Raw genomic sequence first — 24,515 nt, forward strand, 5'->3', positions numbered from 1 at the left:
GGTCCGGGCCCCCACACGTCGACCGAGGCGCCAGATGCCTTCCTCCTCACTGAAGCTGGACTCCCTGCTGGAGCCCGCGAACCGAGGCAACTGGAAGGCCGTCCTCGATGGGCTGCTCGTAGCCTGGCGCGCCGCGCCCCACACAGCGCTGGCCGACCGCATCGTCACCGTGGGACAGAAGCTCTCCGGCGACATCCCTCCGCCCAAGGACTGGGATGCGCTCGCGAAGAAGCCCGAGGCGGCGAAGCTCACGACGCTGCTGGCCGCGCTGCTCGACAAGGGCTCGGTGAAGGGACGCGGCCGGCTGGAGACGCTCGCGGATTGGCCCGAGGACCCGCGCATCGACCGCTGGGTCGCGAGCCGGTTCGTGGATCCGCCATTCACCAGTTCCTCGGCCAGCCCGTTCTGGACGCGGCTGGCGCCCCTGGCGCACCGCGTCCGGGACGCCCAGGCCGCGAGCGCGATGCTGAAGGCGCGCTCGGACTATGACGCGCGGGCGTCCTTCGGGACGCTCCTCACCGGCCACATCAACAGGATTCGCGCCCAGCTCGAGGACGCCAAGGACGCCGAGCTTCAAGCCGACGACGTGAAGGTCCTCGCTGAACTCGACACGGCCCTCCAGGAAGCAGCGCCACCGAAGCCCCGGAGCGCCGCGGACGCGGAGACCTTGCTGGCCCAGGTGCTCGCGAAGCCCGAGGATGAAGAGGCCCGCGCGGTGCTGGCCGACGTGCTGCTGGAGCAGGGCCACCCTCGCGGTGAGCTCATCGCGCTCCAGCTCGAAGCCACCCGGCGGACCCTCACCGCCACCGAGCGAAAGCGCGAGCGGGAGCTGCTCAAGAGCGCCCGAAAGGAGCTGCTCGGCCCGCTCGACGAGGTGCTCAAGCCCGACTGTGTCTTCACGCGGGGCTTCTTGTCCCACGCCGCGCTGAAGCAAGGCAGCGCGCGCGCCATCCGGAGCGCCATCCAGAAGACGGCGGGCCATCCCCTGTGGGCCACGGTGGAGCATCTGGAAGGTCGCGGGGACTACGACATCACCACGCACCCGGTGATGAAGTCGCTGCGCTCGCTCGCGAACAGCGAAGTGATGACGCAGACGCTGGCGAAGATGCCCTGGCTCGAGTCCCTCGCGATGCGTGGCGCCTTGGACCAATGGACGGAGCTGGGCCAGGACCCCAGCGCGTTCCCCGCGCTGCGCCACCTGGACATCTTCCTCTTCCTCGGGTGGGTCTCCGACTTCCTGGCGACACCGCTCGTGTCGAGGCTGGAGCGACTCCAAATCCGCATCTACGTGGGCGCCCAGGTCTCCTCGACGGAGCTGGAGTTCCTTTCGCTCGTACCGACGCTGAAGGTTCCGGAAATCACCTTCCGACTGGTGCGCAACGACACCAAGGATTGGAGCTGCGGTTTCCGTTTCGTGCGCGAGCCAAGTGGCAAGCACGCGGTCCACCTCTTCACCACGACGATGAACGAGCCCTACGAGCAGCTCGTGCGCGACGACCTCCTCGCCGGACTCGAACAGATTGCGCGGTTGGAGCGCTCGAAGCTCACCATGGCCCATCGGCTGCGCTCGGACGTGAAGGCTGAAGTCGAGCGACGCGTCAAAGCGCTCGGCGGCACGCTCGAGACCTGAAGCGCTCGCGAGGAACCGCGACGAGGCCCGGCGTGACGTCTCCGGGCCTCGTCACTTCACCCACGCTTAGCGAGGCACCGTCGTTCCGGACGGCGACGGCTTGGCAGCGGGAGCCGCGTCACTGGTGTCATCGACGGCGTTGGCGGTCCTCCAGGCGAGTGCCGCGAAGCCATCCGGCACCGCACCTCCCTCGTCCTCCGGGTCCGGCGGCGGCTTGTCCCCAATCTCATCCGACTGGTTGGTGCAGGGGTCATACGGCGGTGGCGCGCTCTGCTCCTCGTTTCCCCCCTGATTGCCCTGCCGCGGGTTGGAGCCCGCGTCGACGGCGTCGGTCCCCACGGAGCCTTCGCCCCGAGCCCTCACCGGCGCGGTGAACGTCGTCGTGGGGATGCCCTTGCGGTGGACCTGCGCGAGGAACGCCTCGCTGGAGACGCGGTCACCCGATACGGCGTAGGCGAAGGTCTTCTGGCCGGGGTTGACGCCCAGCGCGAGGAACCTGCCCGTGCTGGGGCACAGCCCGATGACCATCTGCGTGGCGCCCTCGGGCAACCGCGCGTTGGGCGGCAGGCGTTGGACCTTGGGAGTCTTCGGCATCGGACCGGGCTCGGGGCACGACGGGCTCGGCGTCACCGGTCGCGTGCCCAGCGTGCGGCATCCCGTCACCGCACCCACGAGCACCAGGCACATCATCCACTTGTTCATGTTCTTCATCGTCTTCCCCCTCCACTCGAACCAGGCGGGCCCATCCCGCCCTCATTCAAAAACCAGGACGGAGCGAACCCAACTGCGCGGGTCCCGCCGCATCCACGTCATCCGCACGTCTCGCAGTGCATTCGCCGCGCGCTCTCCGCGCTGAATCCGCTCACGCACCGCATTGAAGAAAGGTCCCGCTTCGGCATCGGGTACATCCACCGTCGCCGCGAGCACCGTGCGTGCCCCCGCGTCCAGGAACGCCACGGGCAGGCTGAAGCGCTCATACGTCCAGGTGGTGCCATGCGCGGCCCGGCACGCGGCCAGGATGACCAGGGGCTGGCCTCGCAGCTTCGTCGCGCGCACCTCGCCCGCGGTGAGCGCGTAGCGGCCACCCGCCTCGGGGGACAACACCAGGAGCGACGCCTCGGACACATCCGGGTTCATCAAGCCGTGGGCGTGGACCTCGATTTGCGAGGCGTCCGCCATCGCCTCCAGCACCCGTGAAGGCGTGGCCTGCCGCCCCAACAACATCGTGGCGTCATCCCCAGGCAGCCCCGCCCATCCACCGAGCGCGGGCAGCCCCAGCGACGCGGGCGCCTGCACCTCCGCCACCACCAGCCGACGCCCCATGCTGGTCGCCGGCACGGACGGCTGTGGCCTCACCACGTGGTAGGCCCACGCCAGGTCCTCGGGCAGGAGCCCCGCGCGACCATGCAGCGGAGGACGCGCCACCACCTCCACCCTCGGGCACGCCCGCAGCATCGCCGTCACCGACTCGGGAACCAGCCCTTGAAGCTCCTCATCCAGCGGGGTGCGGCGGCTCGCGTCGTGGTGCTCCACCAGCCGTCCATCCGGGCCTCGCGCCAGCACCAACGTCCGCTCGACATCCACGGTGACGGCGAGGACGCACTGTCCAGGAAGCGCGCCGCCCAGCTCCTCGCCGAAGAGCTGGAACGCCTTCTCCGACTCTCCCGCCCGGGCCGCCGCGAAGAGCAGCGACGTGTAGCTGTAGGCGCGGGCCTTGCGCGCATCGACGCTGGTGGACGGAAGGCGTCGCGCTTCGTCGATGGACTGGCGGAGCAACGCCTCGCCGCGCACCCTGTCTTTCTCCACCAGGAAGCGCCCCTCGATGTGCGTGAGCAGCGCGGCCTCGCCCTGGGTGAGCGTGTGCTGCTGGCGCCGCTCCGACATGCCCGCCACCAGCCGCGCGTCCTGCTCCGGGTCCGGCATCAGCCGCGCCAGGTCCGAGAGCGTCTTCGCTCCCGAGAGCAGCAAGGGCGTCTTGCAGGACAGCGCCTCGCGCATGCGCTCCCGGGCCGGCTCCACGGAGAAGGTGCCCAGCAAGGCCAGCGCGTCGTTCGAGCGGACGAAGTGGCGGATGGTGCAGTCCTCGGGACGCTGCGCGAGCGCCTCCTCCAGGTAGGCCCGCGCCTGAGCGGCGTCACCCTGGTAGCGGGCGAGCTGCCCGAGTTGGAGGAGGAGCTGTGTCTCGCCCCACCTCGGGTCCACGCGGTACAGGGCGCGCGCGGCCTGGAGGTGACGGTGGGACTCCGCCAGTCGGTGGAGCTGGCGATACAAATCACCCAGGTCCGCTTCAATCGGGATGCAGCGGTAGCCGAAGGGATGCTGCTGGCAGAGCGAGGCGGCGCTCAGGAGGTATTGCTCCGCCTGGAGCAGCTCTCCTCGGGAGATGGCCACGCTGGCTCGCTCGTGCTCCAAGAGGAGCGTGAACCACGGGTCTCCGAGTCGAGTGATGAGCGGCGTGAGTTCCTCCAGCCGTTCCCCCACCTTCTCCTCGCGCACCAGCGCGCCCAGGTACAGGTCCACCTCGCCAGCGTCCCGCAGTTCCTCCAGGAACGCGGCGAGTCCACCGGCGACTTCGTGCGTGCGGTACAGCTCCAGGTAGCGACGGGCCAGGGGCGCGCGGACCCGGAAGTCGCGTCCGCTCGCCCTGTGGATGGCATCTCCCAGCGCCGTGCCACCATCGCGCGCATCCAGGACCGCGGCCACCGGCTCCAGCGCGCGCAGCCGCTCCACCGAGGGCGCCGCGCGAATGGCCTCGTACAGGTACATGCGGAACATGCCGGGGTAGGCACGGAGGACCTCGGCGGACACGGGCTCGCCCTGCGTCACGAGCGCATGCCCCCGCGCCGAAATCTCGCGCCGGTCCTCCGTGCCCATCAGTCGGGCGCGCGCCGCGTCCGCGCGAGTCTTCGCCTCCCCCGCCCAGCCTGGCTCCCCCAGCGCGGCCACGGCGTCGAAGGAGCGCGCGGCGAGCGCCCACAGCTCCAAGTCCCGCAGCACCAGGCTCCGGTTCCACAGCGCCTGAGCATGCTTCGGCTGAGCGCTCAGCACCCCCTCCAACAGCGCCAGCGCCGTGGCGGAGTCCCCCTGGTCCAACGCCATGATGGCCTTGTCGCTGGCCACATCCGGAGACGTCCCCGCCTTCGCCAGATAGGGAGCGGCCAGCTCCGCGTTGCGGCGCACCAGATAGGCCGCCGCGAGCCCATGCATGTCGCCCTCGGCCTCCAGCCGCGCCAACTCGCTCAGCGGCGCCGGAGGCGGACCGCCCGCATCTCCCGAGCGCAGCGGTCCATAGGGACGGTGCACGTCCGCGCCGGGATAGCTCACCCGCGCCTCCAGAGTGCGCACCGGAGCGCCGGTCAGGAACAGCTCCGGCGATACGGGCGTGGGACTCCACCGCGAGCGCAAACCCGCCGCGACAGCGGCGGCTCCCGCGATGCCCACCACCACCATGAGCGCGGCCCACCTCGGCCGCGGAATCGAGGACCAGGACCCGTCATCCACCGCCGTACTCCCCGCGTATGTGCCCTGGAAGCCCATGCCCACCCAACGGCAGGGCTCCAGAATCTTCCCGCCGGACGCTACGCCGCTTCTTTCGTCATCGCGATGCCGCCGGGATGTGGACCTCCCCATGAGCGGCCGAAGTTGACGGGCGGGGGCTTCACCGCAGGGCCCCGACACCTGCACCCGGGGGCACGAGCCAATAGCCTCGACCCGGGTGCGAGGAGAACGGGCCGAGCACGACGCGCAAGGGAGCACGCCCCACCAGAGACACACGACGTGGGCTCCGTGCCACGCGCCCGTGGACTAGGCGCCACGGCTCCGCGTCCGGAGGACCACGCACCCTACGGGTTCTCCCGCACGCCCCCCGGCCACGAGCCCTGGCGCAAGCCTTGCTCCCGCTCCGGCCCCAACGCGCGAAGCTCGACCCCCGTCGCGCAGAACCGGAGCCCCATGTTCCGCATCCCCTCGACCCTGCTCGCCCTCTTCACCCTCGCCACCTCCAGCGCGCTCGCCGCCGCGCCCAAGGCCCTACCGGCCCATCCGGGCTGTTTCCTGCTGATGGACCTGGAGACAGGCAAGGTGAGTCGCAACGACAAGGAGAAGTGCGCCACGCGGCTGCCGCCCGCCTCCACCTTCAAGGTGCCCCACGCGCTCATCGCCCTGGAGACAGGTGTCGTGTCGAGCGTGGACGAGGTGCGCAAGTGGGACGGCACGAAGCACGCCATCGCGATGTGGAACCAGGACCAGACGCTGGACACGGCCATGCGCCGCTCCGCGCTGTGGTTCTTCCAGGGCACGGCGAAGCAGCTTGGCCGCGAGCGCATGGAGGACTGGCTCAAGCGCTTCCACTACGGCACGCAGGACGCCTCCGGCGACATCACCCTCTTCTGGCTGGGCGGTCCCCTGCGCATCTCCCCCGACGAGCAGCTCGACTTCCTCGCGCGCATGTTCCGGGGCGAGCTCCCCGTCAGCCCCCAGGTTCTGGAGAAGGTGAAGGGCACGATGACTCACGGACCGGACACCGTGGCCAGCGTCCGCGACGGCATCAACCTGGGCGGTCCCTGGAAGGAGGGCGCGGTGCTGAGCGCCAAGACGGGCTGGTACCCGAACAAGGCGGAGGGTGACGTCACCTGGCTGGTGGGCCACATCGCCTCTCCCAAGGGCCGCCACGTCTTCGTCAGCGCCGTGCGCTCTCCCCCGGGCAAGTCCCCGGCGCGCTCGCCAGCACTCTCCAGCGCCATCGACGCACTCAAGGCGCAAGGCCTGCTCTGAAACGACGATGGGCCGCTTCCCACTCGGGAGGCGGCCCATCTCGGCTTTCGCGTCAGCCCCGGACGTCGGGGCGTTCGCGAGAGGAACTCAGACCACCTTGAGGCGACGGCCCGTGGAGGTGCTGTTCGCCGCATCCTTGAGCGCGTCCTTCTTGTCCGTGCGCTCCCAGGTGAACTCCTTCTCCGTGCGGCCGAAGTGCCCGTACGCGGCGGTCTTCTGGTAGATGGGCCGCAGCAGGTCCAGGTGCTCCGTGATTTCGCGCGGCTTCAGGCCGAACGTCTGACGGATGGCCTTGGCGATGCGCTCCTCGGGAACCGTGGCGGTGCCGAAGGTCTCCACCATGACGCTGACGGGCTCGGCCACGCCGATGGCGTAGGAGACCTGCACCTCGCAGCGGGTCGCCAGACCCGCGGCCACCACCGTCTTGGCGATGTGACGCCCCATGTACGCGGCGGAGCGGTCCACCTTGGACGGGTCCTTGCCGCTGAAGGCGCCGCCACCGTGACGGCCCATGCCGCCGTAGGTGTCGACGATGATCTTCCGGCCGGTGAGGCCCGAGTCGCCCATGGGGCCACCCACCACGAAGCGGCCCGTGGGGTTGATGTAGAACTTGGTCTTGTTGTCGATGAGCTTCTTGGGGAGCGCCTTCGCGATGACGTCCTCGCGGATGGCCTCCTGGATCTTCTTGTTGGAGACGTCGTCCGAGTGCTGGGTGGACACCACCACCGCGTCGATGCGCACCGGGCGGCCCTCGCGGTACTCCACCGTCACCTGGCTCTTGCCGTCGGGACGAAGCCAGTCGTGCTGCTTGCGGCGCACGTCCGCCAGCTTGCGGGTCAGCGCGTGGGCGTAGTGCAGCGGGGCGGGCATCAGCTCCGGCGTCTCGTCGCACGCGAAGCCGAACATCATGCCCTGGTCACCGGCGCCCTGCTCCTTCTTGTTGTCCACGCCGCGCGCGATGTCCTGGCTCTGGCCTTCGATGGCCACCATGACGCCGCAGGTGTTGCCGTCGTAGCCCATGGAGCTGTCGGTGTAGCCAATCCGGCAGATGGTGCTGCGGACAATCTTGGGGATGTCCACGTAGGTGTTCGTCGTCACCTCGCCGGCGACAATCGCGAGGCCCGTCTTGACCAGCGTCTCCACGGCGACGCGAGCCTGCGGGTCCTTGGCGATGATGGCGTCCAGGACGCCGTCGGAGATCTGATCCGCGATCTTGTCCGGGTGGCCCTCGGTGACGGATTCAGACGTGAACAGGTAGTCGGTAGGCATGTCGTCTCAGTGCAAGGGGGGCGCATACCGCGCGCGCGGGCGGACACTAAAGTGTGGTCCCAAGGGAGTCAAACGGCCAGCAAGCCCGCTTCATTCGAGTGTCCGCCATGTGGGGCGAGCGGGCTTGGAGCCCGGCCGCCGAGCATCCGGGGTTGAATTTCGCGAGGCGCCCGGCGTTCTCCTGGGCTAACAGAACGCCGAGCATTCGCTGTGGAGGACTCGCCCGACATGAACGCCCGCTTCCGTACCCTCTCCCTCCTGGTCGCCTTCACCCTGTCCGTGCCCGCACTGGCCGCGGCGCCGAAGAAGGACGACCCGGTCGTCAAGCCGGTGAAGACGGTGGTGACGTCCGTGCGCTACGAGCGCGACGCGGCGGCCCTCAAGCTCTTCGGCGGTGAGGAGCAGGGGAAGTTCCTGCTCGGCGACTCGTGGGCCAAGGGCACCGATGCGCAGCGCAAGGAGTTCGTCACCCTCTTCCACGGCCTGTTCGCGAAGATCGCCTTCCCGCGCGTCCGGGAGAACTTCAAGTCGCTGGAGGACATCGTCTACTCCCCCGCCGAGGTGACGGGCAACGAGGCCACGGTGGACTCCGTCGTCTTCATCAAGCACCCGCTGAAGACGCAGGAGATGAAGCTGAAGTACCGGCTGGTGAAGGACGCCTCCGCGTGGAAGGTCGTGGACGTGACGGTGCTGGGCTCCTCCATGCTCCAGGACATCCGCGACACGCAGGTGCAGCCGCTGCTGGCCCAGGGTGGCTGGGACAAGCTGCTGGAGCGCATGCGGCAGGAGCTGGCGAAGAAGTAGCCGCCGCTCCCACTCCCGACGGCCAGGCCACCAGGCCCCCGGCCGTCGGAGGGGTTCCGAGGGGGCGACGCCTGGCGTAGTCTCGCCCTCCCCCTCCTGCCTGGTCGATGACCCTCCCCCCCTCCGCTCCGCTCACTCCGAGCCGCACCTCCCACGCTCCCTCCGAACGGGAGGTGGACGCGTTCTGCGTGCAGTACGCGCCGCGCGCGCCGGGCAACCCCGCGGTGCGGGACTTGTACCGGCTGTTGCGCGACGTGCCCGAGGACGGCCTGGAGTCGAGGCTCGACTGGGTGGAGCGCTGGATGGCGTGGTTGCGCGAGCGCATCTCCGCCCACGCGCTGGTGGACGCCGCCGAACCCGAAGCGCCCCCCGCCGACACCCGCCTGACGCTGATGATTCGCATCATGGAGGGCGAGCCCGCGATGCGCGCCGCGGTGACGCGGCTGGTGTCCGCCGTGTGCGATGGCAGTCGGGGGCTGAAGCTCTTCGCGCAGGTGGGCCTGCCCGCGGGCCAGGGCTTCCTGTCGGAGGTCTCCGACCGGCTGGCCCGCACGCTGCTCCCCTCCCCGCCGGAGCCCGGCAAGCTGTCGGAGCTGCTCTTGCGCCTGTTCCCGGTGCCGGAGGACGCGGTGTGGCTGGCGCTGCTGTCGCCCGCGCTGCTGACGAAGCTGGCGACGCTGGTGGGCGAGCCCCTGCCCCCGGCTCCGGTGCCCGCCGCCCGCGTGCGCTCCGACCTGATGGACGCGTTGATGCTGCTGGCGGTGCAGACGGCGGCGCTGGGGACCATGGAGGACGTGAGGGACCGCGCCCCGGAGACGTCCTTTCGCGCCTCGCCCTTCCTGCGGCTGCGGATGGTGTGCGACGCGGTGCTCGCGCGCGACGCGGCCTCCGACACGCTGAGAGACCTGGCCACGTGCGTGGACGACTGCCGCCTCGTCGTGGTCAGCGTGTCGCGACACCTGGAGGCCTCGGGCGTCAGCGTGGACCTGGTGTACCGGCTGGAGCGCATCCGCCGGAGCCTGGAGCGCATGGAGGCCATCGCCCGGGTGCTGGGCGCGCCCCGGGGTGAGCCGCGCTGGCGCGAGGCGCTGGGCCTCCTGTCGGACCTCTTGCGGCGCGCGCACGCGGACCGCTCCGTGGGAGAGCTGGTGCGCCGCAACGCGCGGATGCTGGCGCGCAAAATCATCGAGCGCGCGGGCCACTCCGGCGAGCACTACATCACCAGCACGCGCGCCGAGTTCCACGCCATGGTGCACTCGGCGGCGGGCGGCGGGCTGGTGACGGCCGTCGCGGTGGCCAGCAAGTTCGCCCTCACCGCGCTGGCCCTCGCGCCGTTCTTCTCGTGGCTGGCGGTGGGCCTCAACTACGCGGTGGCCTTCCTGCTCATCCAGGTGCTGGGCTTCACGCTGGCCACCAAGCAGCCCTCCGTCACGGCGGCCACGCTGGCGGGCGCGGTGGGCGAGGGTGCCCGGGGAGACCGGCTGTCGAGCCTGGTGGACATCATCCCGCGCATCACCCGCTCGCAGCTGGCCGCCTTCACCGGCAACCTGGGCTGCGTGCTGCCCGCCGCGGTGGCCCTGGCCCTGGCGTGGCAGGCCGCGCGGGGCACGCCCTTCCTCTCCCCCGCCAAGGCCCAGGCCACGGTGGACTCCATGCACCCGTGGAAGAGCGGCTCGCTCCCGTACGCGGCCCTCACCGGGGTGCTGCTGTGGCTGTCCAGCGTGGCGGGTGGGTGGCTGGAGAACTTCGTGGTGTACCGGCGGCTGCCGGAGGCCCTGGCCCACCACCGCGTGCTGCGGCGCGTGCTGGGCGTGGGCGGCGCGCAGCGGCTCGCGGACGGGCTGGTGCACATGGCCTCGGGCGTGGGCGCCAGCGTGACGCTGGGCTTCCTCCTGGCGCTGATGAACGTGCTCGGGCGCTTCTTCGGGCTGCCCCTGGACATCCGCCACGTCACCTTCGCGCTCGGCTCGATGGCCATGGCCGGCGGCGCGCTCGGCCCCCAGGCGGTGCTCCAGCCCGACTTCCTCATGGCCCTGGTGGGCGTGGGGCTCATCGGAGTCATCAACTTCACCGTGTCGTTCTCGCTGGCCCTGGGCGTGGCCGTGCGAGCCCGCGACGTGCCCGTGGGAGAGGCCCTGCCCTTCCTGAAGGCGGTGGGGGCCCGCTTCCTCGCCGACCCCCGCTCGTTCTTCCTGCCCCCCCGGGCCCCGCCCGAGCCGCTGCCAGCCGTACTCCCCGTGGAGGGGGGGCACTGAGGGCTCGCCTGGCCCCCTGTCAATTATTCCCGGGGCCGCTTCCGGGGTTTCCCCGGGGCCCGGAAGCCGGGCGGGCAGGTGGGCCGTGCTTCCGGGGCAGCGCGTTTGTCGGTAGGGTCGCCCGCGAATGAGTGGCGCTCCTCGAAACCCGAACTCGCATTCTCGCTTCGCCTACGCCTTCGCCGAGCTGCTGGTCCGTCGTCCAGGCACCATCCTGGCCGTACTGCTGACCCTGCTCGCCGTGTCCACGTGGGCCACGCTGAAGCTGCGCATCAACTCCAACCAGCTCGACCTCATCTCCCAGGATTTGCCGGAGGTGAAGGACGTCAAGCAGGTCATCGACATGGTGGGGGGCAGCGGCTTCCTGATGGTCGCCCTGCGCTCGACGGACGAGGCCGCGATGAAGCGGACCGCGGACGACATCGCCGGGATGCTCGAGGCCGACAAGGAGAACGTCCGCACCGTCTCCTACAAGCTGCCCGTCGAGTTCATCCAGCAGAACATGGTCCTCTTCGTGAAGACGGAGGACCTGGTCGAGGGCAAGCGCCGCATCATGGCCTTCCTCGAGGACAAGCTGCGCCGCAGCAACCCCTTCTACATCGACATGGGCGCCACCAAGCCGGTGGAGCTGGACATGCAGGACCTGGTCGACAAGTACTCGTCCGTCGGAAAGAAGAGCATCCGCGACGACTACAACATCTCCAGCGACAAGAAGATGGTGCTCATCCTCGTCAAGCCGATGTGGGACACCACGGAGATTGGCAAGACGAAGGACTACCTCGACAAGCTCAACAAGGACCTGGCCGCGTACTCCACGCAGGCCGGCAAGGTGAAGCTGGTCGAGGACTACAAGTTGATGGGCGACTCGCAGACCATCGCCTACGGCTACACCGGCTCGTACAAGACGACGGTGGACGACTCCTTCGCGATTGAGGAGTCGCTGCAGCCCGTCACCGTCATCGCGCTGGTGACCATCTTCGCCATCACCATCCTCTTCTTCCGCAAGCTGGCGCCGACGTTCATCGTCGTCAGCGGCACGGTGATTGGGACGATTTATACGCTGGGCTTCACCTACGCGACGATTGGTGAGCTCAACATGATCACCTCCATCCTGGGCGGCATCCTGATGGGGTTCGGCATCGACTACGGCATCCACTTCACCTTCCGCACGCGGTTGGAGCTGGGCGCGGGCAAGCCGTACGACGTGGCCATCATCGACGCCTTCGTCAACGCGGGGCGCCCCGCGGCGGTGGCCGCCGTCGTCACGGGTGGCTCCTTCTTCGTGTTGATGGTCAGCGAGTTCCGCGGCTTCTCCCAGTTCGGCTTCCTGGCCGGCTGCGGCACGCTCATCCTGGGCCTGACGCTCTTCGTGTGGAGCGCGTCGCTGCTGGCGCTGGTCGGCCGCATCAACCCGGAGTGGCCCAAGAAGCTCATCGGCGAGATGAAGCCGCCGCCGGTCAACTCCGCCATCAGCGGCCAGGAGCTGCGCATCCCCCGTCCCGGCCTGGTGCTGGGCGTGAGCACCGCCATCGTCGCGCTCATCTGCGCCGCCGCCGTTCCCTGGGCGGGCACGGGCGAGCCTCCCGAGGGCGCGCTCGGCTTCTTCGACCGCGTGAAGCACGGCGTGGGCTTCAACTACAACACCCGCGCGCTCATCCCGGACGGCATGTCGTCGGTGCTGCTGCAGGACGAAATCAACGTCCGCTTCAACATCTCCAGCGACCCGATGGCCGTCTACACCAAGGACCTGGACGAGGCCGAGGGCGTGTACCGGGAGCTGACGCAGAACGCGCACAAGTACCCGTCCATCGACCAGGTGGTGAGCATCTTCACCTTCGTTCCGCCCGAGGCGACGGCGAAGGCCAACGAGAAGGTGCTCCAGGAGTGGAAGCAGGACATGGCGAATCTGGAGGCGCGCGGCTTCTCCATCTCCGCGCTCCCGCCGGACATGCAGGACAAGGCCACGTTCTTCATGAAGGTGCTGGATGCGAAGCCCTTCGACGTGCACGGCGTGCCGGACAACTACAAGGCCCAGTTCAAGAACCTGCCCACCGCGCAGAACAAGGGCTACCTCACGTTCATCTACTCGAGCGTGGACCTGTTCGACGGCCAGAAGATGATGCAGTTCGCGGACGAGACGCGCGGCATCCCCGTCACGTACAACCCGGGCCGCTTCGACAAGGACGACTTCGACCCGCCGGGCCCCACCGCGCAGAAGGAGTTCCGGGCCGCGGGCGCCACGCAGCTGTACGCGAAGCTGGCGCGCATCGTCCTCTGGGACGGCAAGGTGACGGTGGTGCTCACGGCGCTGTGGATTCTCGCCATGCACTTCCTGGACTTCCGCAACGCGAAGCTGGCGCTGGCGTCGGTGATTCCGCTGGGCGTGGGCGTGGCGATGATGCTCGGCATCATGTCGCTGACGGGCCTGCGGCTGAACTTCATGAACATCATCATCCTGCCCATCCTCCTGGGCTTCGGGGTGAGTCACGGCCTGTACCTCCTGCATCGCTTCCTGGAAGGCACTTCGCCGCTCGTCGCGCTGAGGAGCGTGGGCGCGGCGGTGGCGTCCTCCACGCTGACGGCGGTGGCGGGCTTCGCCGCGCTGCTGGCCGCCAAGCACAACGGCCTGCGCTCCATGGGCATGGTGGCCTGCATCGGCCTCATCACCACGCTGGTGGTGTCCTTCACGGTGCTGGCCGCGGTGATGCAGCTGATGCACGACCGGCGTCAGCGCGAGGCGTCCCGGGGAGGAAACACGCCCCAGTCCGGCGGCGGTGAGGACAGCTCCACGCGAGCGGCCTGAGGCACGCGGTACACGGTGCGGTAACACGAGGCCCCCTTCCATGAAGGGGGCCGGGAGAGGGACATCATGAGGATGATGCGATGGGCGCCCCTGCTCGGGCTGGGGCTGTTGGCGGGTTGCTCCGCGGTGAAGACGCACCGCGTGCGCGGCGACTATGCCCAGGTGGACCGCAAGGCGACGAAGCGGCTGGTGGTGGTGGCGCAGCCGCTGCCCGACGAGAAGCCCGCGGTGGGTGAGCTGTGGACGCTCATCGCCCGCCAGTGGGTGAACCAGAACCGCGACTTCATCGTGAAGGACAACGTCGCGCTGCCGGGCCGGCCCGCGGACACCACGTTCAAGGGGCTGTGCGTGGAGGGCGTGGAGGGCGTGCTCTGGTTGGACCCGAGCATCAGCCTCAAGGGCGACGGCGCGGAGGCCGAGGTGAAGGCGCAGCTGTTGCGGTGCACCGACGGCCAGGAGGTCTGGGCGGCGGAGGCGGCGGGGAGCTGGAGCTCGAGCGACGAGGACTACGCGGCGCGCGTGACGAAGTTCAGCCAGGAGTTGGGCGAGGAGGTGGCGCCCTACGTCGTGCCCACCACGAAGCTGCTGGCGGCCACGCTGGAGACGCTGCCCAATCCCGAACTGACGGAAGCGGACAAGGACGAGAAAATCGAGCTGGGTGAGTAGGCTCGTCCCTCGTGGACGAGACACTCATCGCCCTGCGGCTCGGTGTCGCGGCGCTGCTCGGCGCCGTGCTCGGCCTGGAGCGGGAGCTGCGCGGACAGGCCGCCGGGCTGCGCACGCACATCCTCGTGTCCCTGGGCGCGTGTCTCTTCACGCTGGCCAGCGTCTTCGTCGAGTGGACGCTGGGCAGCGACTCCCCGAAGGGCTCGAACGCGGACATCAGCCGCATCGCCAGTCAGGTGGTGGTGGGCATCGGCTTCCTGGGCGCGGGCGCCATCATCCGTGACAGGGGACACGTCAAGGGACTGACGACGGCGGCGAACCTGTGGCTCACCGCCTCGGTGGGCCTGGCCACCGGCATGGGCTTCCACTGGGCGGCCGGCACCACGGTGGTCATCGCCCTGCTGGCCCTCGCGGGCCTGCGCCCCGTGGAGCGCGCCATCCGACGCCATCGCATCAAGCGGGGCCTGAAGGTGGAGGGCTCCATCCCCTCGGCCTCCGACGACGAGGACGCATGGGACTGAATCACCTCCGGCCGGCGAGTTGGCGAGGGAACCCGTCGCCAGGCCCCGCCCTCGTGGACGCACGGAACTGAATCCCCCGTGGCCGATGCGCTGGCGAGAGGACCCGTCGCCAGTTCCGTCCTCGTGGACGCTCGCGACCGGGCTGAATCACCCGCAGCCGGCGCGCTGGCGAGGGGATCCGTCGCCAAGCCCCACCCTCGTGGACGCTCGCGGGAGAAACTCAACGACGCGTGTGCGAGTCTCCCTCGGACGGAGGGCCCGCGTGGCGCCCGGAAGGATTGTCCTCGGGCTCGAGCCGGCGCTCCTCGGCATGCTCCGCGGGCCGGCCCACCAGCACCCCTTGCGGCACGTCATCGTCCCCGGCCGCCAGGGCCACCGCTCCTCCGTCCGCGCGGGACCGCACCCTGTCGACGGGGGCGACACCCACAAGCGCTCCCGTCACGTCGTGGTACAGGGCCGCGTGACGGGCCGTCTCTCCGCGCGCCTCCAGCACGTCCGGTCTGACGCCTGGAAGGCTCGCCAGGTCCTCGCGCAGGTACACGTCATCCCGGTCGATGTCCGACACGTCCGAGAAGGCCACCCGGCAGTCGCGGTGGAAGAAACCGCCCTTCTCGATGACGAAGCCCGCCGCGTCGACCGAGACGACGAGGCCCAGGTTCTCCCCATCCCTGTCCCGCGCCGTCATGCCCTGCTGGATGTCCGCTGGATTGAACACGCCCGCCTCCCAGGTCAGGTGTTGACCTGCTCGACCTGAAAGCTGGGCATGGCCCACGCGCCTCGGCACGGGCCTCCCGCCGGGCAGGCAGGGGAACAGGCCCCCGCACCGCGCCCCGGCGGAGGACGCGGTGCTTCAGCCCGTGGTGCGCCCGGACGGCGCGGTGCTGGCGTGCACGGGTTCGGTACGCTCCACCGTGTCGACGAAGCGCCGGTCCATCTCCGTGCGCATGAAGCGCTCGATTTCCTCGGCGGTGGTCAGCTCCATCGCCTCGCGCAGCAGCACCGACGCGTCCACCCGACTCACCCGGCGGATGAAGCGCTTCACGGCCGGAATCTGCCCCGACGTCATCGACAGCTCGTCGAAGCCGAGCGCCAGCAGCACCAGCGTGTAGAGCGGGTCTCCCGCCATCTCCCCGCACATGGACACGGGGATGTTGGCGGCCTTCGCCGCGGCGACGATGGTGTCCAGCATGCGCAGCACGGACAGGTGCAGCGGCCGGTAGAGGTAGGCCACTTCGCGGTTCTGGCGGTCGATGGCCAGCGAGTACTGGATGAGGTCGTTGGTCCCCACCGAGAAGAAGTCGGCCTCCTGCGCCAGCCGGTCCGCGATGATGGCCGCGCTCGGCGTCTCCACCATGATTCCCACCGGGAAGCGCTTGCCCACGGGCACGCCCGCGCGGCCAAGCTCCGTACGGCACGCCTCCAGCTCGCTCCGGGCCTCGCGCAGCTCGCTCACCCCGCAGATGAGGGGGAACATCAGCCGCAGGTTGCCGTGCACGCTGGCGCGCAGGAGCGCGCGGAGCTGGGTGCGGAACAGGTCGCGGTTGGACAGGCAGTAGCGGATGGCCCTCAGGCCCATCGCCGGGTTGGGCTCCTTCTCGTGCTTCGTCTTGCCCGGCACCTTGTCGCCGCCCAAGTCCAGCGTGCGGATGGTGACGGGGCGCCCGCCCATGGCCTCCAGCACCTGACGGTAGGCGCGGTAGTGCTCCTCCTCCGTCGGCGCCGTCTTCCGGTCCAGGAACATGAACTCGGTGCGGTACAGGCCAATGCCCTCCGCGCCGTGCGCCAGGAGCGACGGAATCTCCTCCAGGAACTCCATGTTCCCATTGAGCCGGATGCGGAAGCTGTCCGTGCTGATGGCCTCCAAATCCTTCGTCGCCAACGCGACCTGCTCGGCTTCCTGATGCCGGCGCTGCTCGTCGCGGAAGCTCTGGAGCTGCTCCTCCGTGGGGTTGACCAGGATGATGCCCCGGGTGCCGTCCATGGCCACCAGGTCCCCGGGAGAAATCTGCTCGCTGGCCCTTCCCGCGCCCACCACGGCGGGCGTCTCGCGCGCCCGGGCCACAATCGCCGTGTGACTCGTCTGGCCACCCAGGTCCGTCACGAAACCCGCCACCCGGCCGCTGCGCGCCATCATCGCGGCGTCGGCCGGAGGCAGGTCGTGTGCGACGACGATGGCCTCCGCGGGGACCTCCACCTCTTCGTCCACCACCTGGCCCATCAGGTTGCGGATGATGCGGTCGGCGACGTAGTCCACGTCGGAGCGCCGCTCGCGGAAGTACTCGTCCGGGATGTTGTCGAACAGGTGCTTGATTTTGCGCGCCACGCGGCGGACGGCCCACTCGGCGTTGATGCGGTCCTCGACGATGAGCTGGTTGACCGCGTCCACCAGCATCGGGTCATGGAGCATCAGCCGATGCGCTTCCAGGATGAGGGCGTGGTCGGAGCCCTCGGTGCGCGTGATTTGTTCCTTGAGCTCGGCGAGCTGGCGGTCGGACAGGTCCACCGCCGTCTTCATCCTCATCCGCTCGGGCTCGACCTCCGCCTCCGCCAGCCTCAGCTTCGGCGTGCGGATGCGTTTGCGGTCCAGGATGAAGGCGTGGCCGACCGCCACGCCGGGTGAGGCGCCGATGCCCATCAACCTCAGTGTGGGAGTGGCTTGGCTGCTCACGTGTCTTTCTTTCCTCCGCGTCCTACCGCGTTTGCATTCTCACCCGTCACTTCGACTCGCCAAAACGGTCGGCGATGAGCTTTGCCAACTCCTGGAGACATGCCTCGGCGTCGTCTCCCTTACACGTCACCTTCACCTTGAACCCCTGGGCGGCCGCCAGCATCAGCACCCCCATGATGGACTTGGCGTTGGCCTTCTGACCCTCGGCCTCGATGAAGACGTCGCTCTTGAAGCGATTGGCCACCTTGACCATCTGCGCCGCCGCCCGGGCATGCAGCCCCAGCTCGTTGATGATCTCGTATGTTCCTTCGGCCACCGTTGACATCGCGACTCCTACCTCTCGTCTTACCTAAAGGAAGGCACCCGCCGCGCCAGCCAGAATCGCCGCGAGGTAGAGCACCACGTAGTTGGGCACCCGACGGCTGACCAGCACGTAGGATGCAACCCCCAGGGCCAGGCACCCGGCCGCCAGCAGGGGCGCATGGGCCCCGCCCGCGTTGGCCCCGAAGGACACCGCCAGCCAGGCCGCGAGCCCGCCAGCGCACAGCGCCGCCACCGTCCTGAGCCGCGCCCCTCGCGCCGGCAGGTTGGCCCGCGCCACCGCCTCCACCAGCCGGTCTCCCAGGGTGAGCCCCAGCCAGTACAACCGCACCCGCAGGAGCATGTGGACCAGATTGTAGAACAGCAGGAACACCGGCACCGCCCACAGCCCCATCAGCGGCACCAGCGCGGCGCCCACCGCGCCAGCCGCGGGCTTGAGCGACAGCCAGAAGAAGCCGTCCCCCAGCGCGGCCAGCGGCCCCATCAGCGCCGCCTTGAAGGCCACCACCTTGTCGGGCGTCTCCTCGCCCCGGGCGATTCTCTCCTCGTGGAACACCACCCCGCCGACGATGGCCGCGGCCACGTACGGGTGGGTGTTGAAGAAGACCAGGTGCCGGCGGACGGCCTCCTCGCGCGCGGTGCCTGACGCGTACAGCCGCTCCAGTGCGGGGAAGACGGCGTAGGCCAGCCCCAGGTTCTGCATGCCCTTGGGGTTCCATGACGCCTGGAGGAAGAGCGAGCGCATGAAGACGCGCAGCAGCACCGTCCAGGGCAGCGCGGTGTCCGGAGCGCTCACGAGCGCTCCTGGAGCAGGAAGAAGACCACGGTGACAGTGACGGCCGCCGCGCCCAGCGCCGCGTAGAGGGGAGCCCGCCTGGCGTGGCTGCCCTGCGCGGCGATGGCGGCGGCCACGGAGGCCATCGCGGGCCAGGCCCACGCCAGCCCGCGCACCAGCATGGGGGGCATCTCCTGGAGCATCGGCTCCGCGAAGAAGCCGGCGAGCGCACACAGCGACGTCAGCACGCCGTACACCACGAAGTGCGGCCACATGCCCCACAGGTTCTGCCGCATGGCGCGCGTGAGGTTGCCCGTCTCCGCGGACGCCAGGGCCACCCGCGCCAGCCGGGCCGAGTAGCCCTCCAGGAGCCGGTCCGCGCGCCGCCCCACCCTTCCCATGCCGATGAAGAGCAGCACCGCCAGCGACCAGATGGCCGGCGTGGAGCCCGCGCCGGAGGCCAGCGTAATCGTGGCCGCGGCGGCGCTGGTGGCGGTGGCCGCCAGGGTGTCGTTCTCCGGCAGCGCCGCGCCCAGGTTGGCGGTGCCCAGGAAGAACAGCTCCAGCAACAGGCCCACGCCCAGCCCGGAGGGCACGTCATTGAGGAGCAGCCCCATGACGGTGGCGGCGACGAGCGGCCGGGACAGCATGGCCTGGAGGAACGCCTTGCGCTCCACGGCCACCAGTCCGCCCCACACTCCCGCCAGCGCCACCTGGGTCCAGACGACGCTCACGCGCTCACCCGGCCTTCGCCCACCGCTCGGACAGGTCCGGCAGCTCCACCGGCTTCTCCGCGGGCACCGCGCGCGCTTCCACCCGCACGCCCTGCTCCGCCAGTTGCTGGAGCGTGCGCAGCTCCGCCTCCGCCAGGAACACGGACGGGGACACCTGCCGCCGGCCGGTGCCGAAGTGGACGTTGCCCAGGTTCAGCTCGCCCAGGCTCAGCCCGTGCGCGTACGCGAAGGGCACCGAGGCCACGTCGCGCAGGAGCACCAGCGTGCGCACCCCGTCCTTGGACAGGGCCGCGAAGTCCACCTGGGAGAGGGGGAGGATCTGCACCTCGATGGCGCTTTGCACCGCCAGCGCCATGGCGGCGCGGATGAGCGGGCTGGAGGCAGCCTCGTCATCCGCGACCACGACGCGGGACACCTTGAGGTGGGGGAGCCAGGCCTCGACGACCTGGCCGTGGATGAGGCGGTTGTCGACGCGGACCAGGGTGATCACGGCAGTCTCGAATCGCCGACCCGCGCGGGTCCGTCAAGTTCGCGGTTGCTGCTGGGCCTCGCGAAGCAGGGCGGATGCACAGGTGATGTTGCGTTGACCATGGGATGCCAGCTGGTTGGCCATCTCAGGGAGGGTGAGCTGCTCGGAACGGAGCGAGTTCGCCTTGAGGAGCATGGGCAGGTTGACGCCCGCCAGGACCTCCAGGTTCATGCGCTGACACATCATCAGCGACTCCTTACAGGGCGTACCTCCGAACAGGTCCGCGAGGATGATGACACCGTCACCGGTGTCCACGCGCGACACCGCCTGCTTCATCTTCGCGCGGATGTCCTCAACGGGAGTCCCCGGCTCGATGTTGCAGGTTGCCACCGCGGGGAGTTTCCCCACGATCTGTTCCGCGGTGGAGACCAGCTCCTCCGCCAAACGCCCGTGCGATGCGACGACGAGGCCGACCATGTTCACTCCTGACCAACCCCCCGGAGATCGCGTCCTACGCCTGAACACGAAGTTGCGCAACTCCGGCGAAAGTTTCCGCCCTGTACCCTGGATAAGCTCTCACGTCTTGTCTCGAAAGGTAAGACGCAGTTGCCTCCCGTGCCCGAAATTTCGGGTCCGGCCTCGCGAAGGGCTGTCGCCTGCCGGACGGGGGAGCGCCATTCGCATCCCCCACGAATATGAGATGCGGCGTGGAGGGTGAAGGTGCTCGGCGCCAACAAGAGTGCGCCCACGCTCCTCTCACCCTCGGACAGCGAGGGAGCAGCCGCCTCACCTGACAGGAGGGCTCGTCCGCAAGCTCGCCCCTCCTCTCGGGGCATGGTTGACTGCCGGAACTTGGGGCGCGCCGGGCCCCCACCTCCGGCGATGCGGGAGGACTGCGTGGCGAAGCAGAAGCTGCTGAAAGCCGGGGATGCGCTGCCGGACGTGACGTTGACGGGAGCGGGCAACCAGCCGGTGCGCTTGCGCGACCTCTCCGGGCAGAGGGTGCTCGTCGTCTACTTCTACCCGCGGGACGACTCGCCGGGTTGTACCGTGCAGGCGTGCGGCCTGAGGGACCAGTACGAGGACTTCGTCGCGGCGGGCGCGGAAGTCGTGGGCATCAGCGGTGACTCCTCCGCCTCCCACCAGGGCTTCGCCGCCAAGCACCGCCTGCCCTTCGTGCTGTTGAGCGACGAGAAGGGCGAGGCGCGCGAGGCCTTCGGCGTCGGCACCTCCTTCCTGGGCCTGCTCCCCGGCCGCGTGACGTTCGTCGTGGACCGCGCCGGAGTCATTCGCGACAGCTTCGAATCCCAGGTTCGAGTGGGCGAACACGTGCGGCGCTCCCTGGAGCTCGTCCGCTCCCTCGCCGGTGGAAGCGGGCCCGCCACAGGGAAGTGACGCGAACGGAGCGCGTGCGCGGGCCTCCAATGTCGAGGCCGCACGCGCGCGTCCCATTCGCGAACAGGCCGCGCGGCGAAACCGGCCGCGCGACCCGCCCCACCGCGCCAACCCCGCGATGCGCCTGGGTTTCCACCCGCGCAACGCTCATGGCCCAGGCCTTGCTCTTGTGTCCGGATGCCACGCGATGACCGCGCGGCACGACGCAAGGAACACCGCCATGACCCCCCAAACCGAAAGCTTCTACGACACGGTCCTCTTCGCGCTCGGCCCCGTCGTGCTCGGCTACGCCGCGTGCATGGTGGCCCTGCTCGTGTCGTACGCCCGGCCCTAGTCGCACCCGGCTGTCGGGGTCTGGACGGGATTCCTCGGGCGGGGCTATAAAGTGGATATCGCGACAGGGCCGCATTCTCTGAATGAGGACCGCCGCGTACTCCGCGAAGTCACTCCCAAAAGTATCCCCCCGAAAGGAAGTCCCCGACATGAGCTTCAGCTCAGGTGGTCGCCTCAATTGGTGGATGGGTGCAGTTGTCAGTGTCTCGCTGCTGGGTGCCTGTGGTGCTCCGGAGGAGCGCGCGGGTGAAGTGCCCACCGAGGGCGAGTCGGCGCGAGATGCCGTCGCCGGAGACGTGGCGGTGAAGCTGTCGGTGCCGCGCTCGTCGCTGGCGGCCCGAGAGAGCGTGAGCGTGACGGTGACGCTCACCAACGTGGCGAAGGACACGGTGCGGCTGCTCAAGTGGCACACGCCGACGGACGGCCTCAAGGAGGACCTGTTCGCGGTGACGGTGGACGGCGCGAAGGCGGAGTACAACGGCCGTCACTACAAGTGGGCCACGCCGGTGACGACGGACTTCCTGCGCCTGGCGGCCGGGGAGAGCGTCTCGTACACGGTGGACCTGGGCACCATCTACGACTTCTCGAAGACGGGCAGCTACAGCATCCGCTACGACTCGGATGGTCACCACTCGGACGTGGGCCACGAGGGCGTGTCCCAGCTGCGCTCCGACAGCGTGGAGCTGTTCATTGAAGGCCGTGAGTTCCAGGCGCCGGTGGCCTGGGGCACGGACTCGGTCTCCGCGCAGGCGCTGTCCACGTCGAGCTGCACGGGCTCGCGTCCCGCCTCCACGGTGTCGACGGCGTTCTCCACCGCGCAGTCGATGACGAACAACTCCGTCAGCTACCTCAACGGCACCATCGGCTCGCGGTTCACGACCTGGTTCGGGCCGAACAACGCGTCCAACCTGAGCACCATCAAGGCGCACTACGCGGCCATCAAGAGCGCCTTCGACACCCGGTCGGTCATCGTCGACTGCGCGTGCTCGGACAGCGCCTACGCGTACGTCTACAAGAACCAGCCGTACCGCATCTACGTGTGCAACGCCTTCTGGAGCGCGCCGATGTCCGGCACCGACTCCAAGGGCGGCACGCTGGTCCACGAGATGAGCCACTTCACGGTGGTGGCGGACACGGATGACTGGGCCTACGGCCAGAGCGCCTGCCGCAGCCTGACCAGCTCCAACTCCGCGCGCGCCCGCGACAACGCGGACAGCCACGAGTACTTCGCGGAGAACACCCCCGCGCTGCCGTGACAGCCCGCCGTTGACATGATGTGAAGGGAAGCGGGGGTGCGGCCGGCGCCCCCGTTTTCTTTTGTGGAAGGCGCGAGGCATGGGGCCCCGCGCCGTCTTCGAGCTCGGAGGAATCCATGACGCGTGGACACGTGGGCCGCATCGCGCTTTTGACCCTGGCCATCACCGGGTCTGGCTGTGCGACGCGCAAGGAAGAGACAGCACCGCCAGCGGATGCGCGGACGCAGGAGGAGGCAGCCGTGGCGAAGACGCTGGAGTGCGCGCTGACAGGCCCCGCCCAGGTGAAGGCGGGCGAGCCGGTGGAGCTGGTGTTCAAGCTCACCAACCCCACGAAGGAGCCCCTGTACGTGCTCAAGTGGCACACGCCGCTGGAGGGCATCCGCAACGACATCTTCCAGGTGTCGCGCGACGGCGCCGCCTCCGAGCTGTCCTACGGCGGACCCATGGTGAAGCGCGCGCCGCCGGACGCTTCCTCCTACGCCACCCTCGCTCCGGGCGAGTCGGTGGAGGGCCGCGTGGACGTGGCGCCCGCGTACGGGCTCCAGGAGCCGGGCACCTACCGCATCACCTTCCGGGGGCCGCTGATGGACGTCACCTCGGAGCAGGCGAAGGTCCCCGCGCTCGCGGGCGACTACCACGACGCGGCGCTGAAGTGCCCCGAAGTCGTCGTGACTGTCACGTAGGGCGCGAGGTGAAGGAGCACCGGGCGCTCGCGCGCGGACTACAGCGCGAGCACGCCCTGCACGGACTCCATCATCCGCACACGCCGCTGGGTGACGGGGCTGCTGCCATCCAGCAGCGCCGCCGTCTCCGACAGCACCTGCTCCAGCGGATAGCGCTTCACATACGGGTCCGGTGTCGTCTGGCCGCCGGGCACCGTGGACTGCCAGCCCACCATCAAGTCCGTGGCGCCCTCCAGCGCGGCCTCCACGGCGGCGAAGGCGAGCCGGCCCGCGATCATCCGGTCATGGTGGGTGGGACTGCCGCCGCGCACCAGGTGGCCCAGCACCATGCCGCGCGCCTCCACGCCCTTCATGTCCTTCAAGCGCTCCTGGAGCCGCGAGACGAGCAGCGTCGTGGGCAGCTCCACGCCCTCCGCCTTCAGCACCAGGACGCGCCGCTTGGTGCGCCCCTCCGCCAGGTTGCGCCGCACCAGGTCCTCCAGCGCCTGGAGGATGTCCGCCTCTCCCCTCCCCTGCTCCCGGAACAGCACCGCGTCGGCGCCCGCGGAGACGGCCGCCGCCATGGCGAGGTAGCCACAGTGCCGCCCCATCACCTCGACGATGAAGGCGCGGCGGTGGGCGCGCGCGGTGTCGGAGATGCGGTCGCACGCCTCGACAATCGTGTTGAGCGCCGTGTCCACGCCGATGGCGGACGCGCTGCAACCGATGTCGTTGTCGATGGACGCGGGGATGCCGACAATGGGCGTCTTGCACTCACGCGCCAGCAGGTGCGCGCCGGTGAGGCTGCCGTTGCCGCCGATGACGACGAGCCCCGACAAGTCCTCCAGTCGCCGGGCCGCGTCCGCGCGTCCCTCCGGCGTCATGAAGCGCTGGCTGCGGGCGCTGCCCAGGATGGTCCCACCCAACTGGCCGCTCGCATCCAGCTCCGGCTCCGGCACCAGCGGACCGCCCTCGCCGTCGGGCCGGGTCAGCTCGCGGAAGCGGCCCTCCATCAGCCCCTCGTAGCCGAACTCCACGCCCAGCACGCGCACGCCGCGCACCGCCGCCACGCGCACCAGCGCGCGCAGCGCCGTGTTCATCCCCGGCGAATCCCCGCCAGACGTCATCACCGCGAGTGTCCTGGCCATGAGCCTCTCCTCGTGCGTGTTCCAGCGCGGGAC

Annotated in this window: 21 protein-coding genes; 10 read left to right on the forward strand and 11 right to left on the reverse strand. The window is 69.6% G+C overall.

The features are described 5' to 3' along the window. Positions 1 to 34: 34 nt before the first annotated feature. On the forward strand, positions 35 to 1,630 hold the full coding sequence (locus G4D83_RS07080) for a TIGR02996 domain-containing protein (protein ID WP_163863915.1): 1,596 nt from the start codon (positions 35 to 37) through the stop codon (positions 1,628 to 1,630). Between the two features lie 66 nt (positions 1,631 to 1,696). On the opposite strand, the gene G4D83_RS07085 is transcribed toward G4D83_RS07080, so the two are convergent. Together G4D83_RS07085 and G4D83_RS07090 are read right to left on the reverse strand one after the other, a co-directional pair. Continuing rightward, positions 1,697 to 2,341, reverse strand: a complete 645-nt coding sequence (locus tag G4D83_RS07085; protein ID WP_163863916.1) for a hypothetical protein — start codon at positions 2,339 to 2,341, stop codon at positions 1,697 to 1,699. Between the two features lie 42 nt (positions 2,342 to 2,383). Further along, a complete protein-coding gene (locus G4D83_RS07090) occupies positions 2,384 to 5,167 on the reverse strand; it encodes a CHAT domain-containing protein (protein ID WP_240356228.1) in 2,784 nt (927 codons plus the stop codon). Positions 5,168 to 5,581: 414 nt separating this feature from the next. Here G4D83_RS07090 and G4D83_RS07095 point away from each other — a divergent pair, with 414 nt between their 5' ends. Next, positions 5,582 to 6,403, forward strand: a complete 822-nt coding sequence (locus tag G4D83_RS07095; protein ID WP_163863918.1) for a penicillin-binding transpeptidase domain-containing protein — start codon at positions 5,582 to 5,584, stop codon at positions 6,401 to 6,403. An 87-nt stretch (positions 6,404 to 6,490) separates the two neighbouring features. On the opposite strand, the gene metK is transcribed toward G4D83_RS07095, so the two are convergent. After that, positions 6,491 to 7,672 (reverse strand): methionine adenosyltransferase, encoded by a 1,182-nt coding sequence (metK, locus tag G4D83_RS07100; RefSeq protein ID WP_163863919.1) that lies wholly within the window; start codon positions 7,670 to 7,672, stop codon positions 6,491 to 6,493. Positions 7,673 to 7,900: 228 nt separating this feature from the next. Here metK and G4D83_RS07105 point away from each other — a divergent pair, with 228 nt between their 5' ends. The 5 genes from G4D83_RS07105 to G4D83_RS07125 all read left to right on the forward strand — a co-directional run bounded on the left by G4D83_RS07105 (position 7,901) and on the right by G4D83_RS07125 (position 14,721). Then, a complete protein-coding gene (locus G4D83_RS07105; RefSeq protein ID WP_163863920.1) occupies positions 7,901 to 8,476 on the forward strand; it encodes a Tgt2/MlaC family protein in 576 nt (191 codons plus the stop codon). 107 nt (positions 8,477 to 8,583) lie between these two features. Further along, positions 8,584 to 10,731, forward strand: coding sequence for a site-specific recombinase (locus tag G4D83_RS07110; RefSeq protein ID WP_163863921.1), 2,148 nt, complete (start codon positions 8,584 to 8,586; stop codon positions 10,729 to 10,731). Positions 10,732 to 10,858: 127 nt separating this feature from the next. Continuing rightward, entirely contained in the window at positions 10,859 to 13,534 is a 2,676-nt protein-coding gene (locus tag G4D83_RS07115) for an efflux RND transporter permease subunit (RefSeq protein WP_163863922.1), read from the forward strand. Positions 13,535 to 13,600: 66 nt separating this feature from the next. Further along, the gene (locus tag G4D83_RS07120; RefSeq protein ID WP_163863923.1) at positions 13,601 to 14,200 is read left to right on the forward strand and encodes an MXAN_6521/LA_1396 family lipoprotein; all 600 of its coding nucleotides are present in this window, start codon (positions 13,601 to 13,603) and stop codon (positions 14,198 to 14,200) included. A gap of 11 nt (positions 14,201 to 14,211) precedes the next feature. Continuing rightward, positions 14,212 to 14,721, forward strand: coding sequence for an MgtC/SapB family protein (locus G4D83_RS07125; RefSeq protein WP_163863924.1), 510 nt, complete (start codon positions 14,212 to 14,214; stop codon positions 14,719 to 14,721). Between the two features lie 220 nt (positions 14,722 to 14,941). Here G4D83_RS07125 and G4D83_RS45485 read toward each other — a convergent pair whose 3' ends face one another. The 7 genes from G4D83_RS45485 to G4D83_RS07160 all read right to left on the reverse strand — a co-directional run bounded on the left by G4D83_RS45485 (position 14,942) and on the right by G4D83_RS07160 (position 20,165). Continuing rightward, positions 14,942 to 15,436: a hypothetical protein gene (locus G4D83_RS45485; RefSeq protein ID WP_176436891.1), complete on the reverse strand. Its 495-nt coding sequence runs from the start codon at positions 15,434 to 15,436 to the stop codon at positions 14,942 to 14,944. A 135-nt stretch (positions 15,437 to 15,571) separates the two neighbouring features. Further along, entirely contained in the window at positions 15,572 to 17,389 is a 1,818-nt protein-coding gene (ptsP, locus tag G4D83_RS07135) for a phosphoenolpyruvate--protein phosphotransferase (RefSeq protein WP_163863925.1), read from the reverse strand. A gap of 46 nt (positions 17,390 to 17,435) precedes the next feature. Beyond that, positions 17,436 to 17,714 carry an HPr family phosphocarrier protein gene (locus G4D83_RS07140; protein ID WP_163863926.1) on the reverse strand — a complete coding sequence of 93 codons (279 nt, stop codon included), beginning with the start codon at positions 17,712 to 17,714 and terminating at the stop codon, positions 17,436 to 17,438. 24 nt (positions 17,715 to 17,738) lie between these two features. Continuing rightward, positions 17,739 to 18,506, reverse strand: a complete 768-nt coding sequence (locus G4D83_RS07145) for a PTS system mannose/fructose/sorbose family transporter subunit IID (RefSeq protein ID WP_163863927.1) — start codon at positions 18,504 to 18,506, stop codon at positions 17,739 to 17,741. Further along, positions 18,503 to 19,219 carry a PTS sugar transporter subunit IIC gene (locus G4D83_RS07150; protein WP_163863928.1) on the reverse strand — a complete coding sequence of 239 codons (717 nt, stop codon included), beginning with the start codon at positions 19,217 to 19,219 and terminating at the stop codon, positions 18,503 to 18,505. The genes G4D83_RS07145 and G4D83_RS07150 overlap by 4 nt, the downstream gene beginning before the upstream one ends. A gap of 4 nt (positions 19,220 to 19,223) precedes the next feature. After that, complete coding sequence (locus G4D83_RS07155; RefSeq protein WP_163863929.1) at positions 19,224 to 19,709, reverse strand: PTS sugar transporter subunit IIB; 486 nt, start codon at positions 19,707 to 19,709, stop codon at positions 19,224 to 19,226. Between the two features lie 33 nt (positions 19,710 to 19,742). Next, positions 19,743 to 20,165, reverse strand: a complete 423-nt coding sequence (locus G4D83_RS07160) for a PTS sugar transporter subunit IIA (RefSeq protein ID WP_141647100.1) — start codon at positions 20,163 to 20,165, stop codon at positions 19,743 to 19,745. A 420-nt stretch (positions 20,166 to 20,585) separates the two neighbouring features. On the opposite strand from G4D83_RS07160, the gene G4D83_RS07165 reads away from it, so the two are divergent. The 3 genes from G4D83_RS07165 (at position 20,586) to G4D83_RS07175 (ending at position 23,355) form a co-directional block, all read left to right on the forward strand. Next, complete coding sequence (locus G4D83_RS07165; RefSeq protein ID WP_163863930.1) at positions 20,586 to 21,083, forward strand: peroxiredoxin; 498 nt, start codon at positions 20,586 to 20,588, stop codon at positions 21,081 to 21,083. Positions 21,084 to 21,565: 482 nt separating this feature from the next. Further along, positions 21,566 to 22,672, forward strand: coding sequence for a M35 family metallo-endopeptidase (locus tag G4D83_RS07170; RefSeq protein WP_163863931.1), 1,107 nt, complete (start codon positions 21,566 to 21,568; stop codon positions 22,670 to 22,672). 116 nt (positions 22,673 to 22,788) lie between these two features. Next, positions 22,789 to 23,355 (forward strand): protease, encoded by a 567-nt coding sequence (locus G4D83_RS07175; protein ID WP_163863932.1) that lies wholly within the window; start codon positions 22,789 to 22,791, stop codon positions 23,353 to 23,355. 38 nt (positions 23,356 to 23,393) lie between these two features. Here G4D83_RS07175 and G4D83_RS07180 read toward each other — a convergent pair whose 3' ends face one another. Continuing rightward, positions 23,394 to 24,482 (reverse strand): 6-phosphofructokinase, encoded by a 1,089-nt coding sequence (locus tag G4D83_RS07180; protein WP_163863933.1) that lies wholly within the window; start codon positions 24,480 to 24,482, stop codon positions 23,394 to 23,396. Between the last annotated feature and the right edge of the window lie 33 nt (positions 24,483 to 24,515).

Origin of the sequence: Myxococcus eversor (genome assembly GCF_010894455.1) — a bacterium.
Classification (GTDB): domain Bacteria; phylum Myxococcota; class Myxococcia; order Myxococcales; family Myxococcaceae; genus Myxococcus; species Myxococcus eversor.

Bases quoted from the DNA above. Each gene is read 5' to 3' on its own strand.
- G4D83_RS07080 (WP_163863915.1), top strand. From the start codon at position 35: ATGCCTTCCTCCTCACTGAAGCTGGACTCCCTGCTGGAGCCCGCGAAC.
- G4D83_RS07085 (WP_163863916.1), bottom strand. From the start codon at position 2,341: ATGAAGAACATGAACAAGTGGATGATGTGCCTGGTGCTCGTGGGTGCG.
- G4D83_RS07090 (WP_240356228.1), bottom strand. From the start codon at position 5,167: ATGGGCTTCCAGGGCACATACGCGGGGAGTACGGCGGTGGATGACGGG.
- G4D83_RS07095 (WP_163863918.1), top strand. From the start codon at position 5,582: ATGTTCCGCATCCCCTCGACCCTGCTCGCCCTCTTCACCCTCGCCACC.
- metK (WP_163863919.1), bottom strand. From the start codon at position 7,672: ATGCCTACCGACTACCTGTTCACGTCTGAATCCGTCACCGAGGGCCAC.
- G4D83_RS07105 (WP_163863920.1), top strand. From the start codon at position 7,901: ATGAACGCCCGCTTCCGTACCCTCTCCCTCCTGGTCGCCTTCACCCTG.
- G4D83_RS07110 (WP_163863921.1), top strand. From the start codon at position 8,584: ATGACCCTCCCCCCCTCCGCTCCGCTCACTCCGAGCCGCACCTCCCAC.
- G4D83_RS07115 (WP_163863922.1), top strand. From the start codon at position 10,859: ATGAGTGGCGCTCCTCGAAACCCGAACTCGCATTCTCGCTTCGCCTAC.
- G4D83_RS07120 (WP_163863923.1), top strand. From the start codon at position 13,601: ATGAGGATGATGCGATGGGCGCCCCTGCTCGGGCTGGGGCTGTTGGCG.
- G4D83_RS07140 (WP_163863926.1), bottom strand. From the start codon at position 17,714: ATGTCAACGGTGGCCGAAGGAACATACGAGATCATCAACGAGCTGGGG.
- G4D83_RS07160 (WP_141647100.1), bottom strand. From the start codon at position 20,165: ATGGTCGGCCTCGTCGTCGCATCGCACGGGCGTTTGGCGGAGGAGCTG.
- G4D83_RS07170 (WP_163863931.1), top strand. From the start codon at position 21,566: ATGAGCTTCAGCTCAGGTGGTCGCCTCAATTGGTGGATGGGTGCAGTT.
- G4D83_RS07175 (WP_163863932.1), top strand. From the start codon at position 22,789: ATGACGCGTGGACACGTGGGCCGCATCGCGCTTTTGACCCTGGCCATC.
- G4D83_RS07180 (WP_163863933.1), bottom strand. From the start codon at position 24,482: ATGGCCAGGACACTCGCGGTGATGACGTCTGGCGGGGATTCGCCGGGG.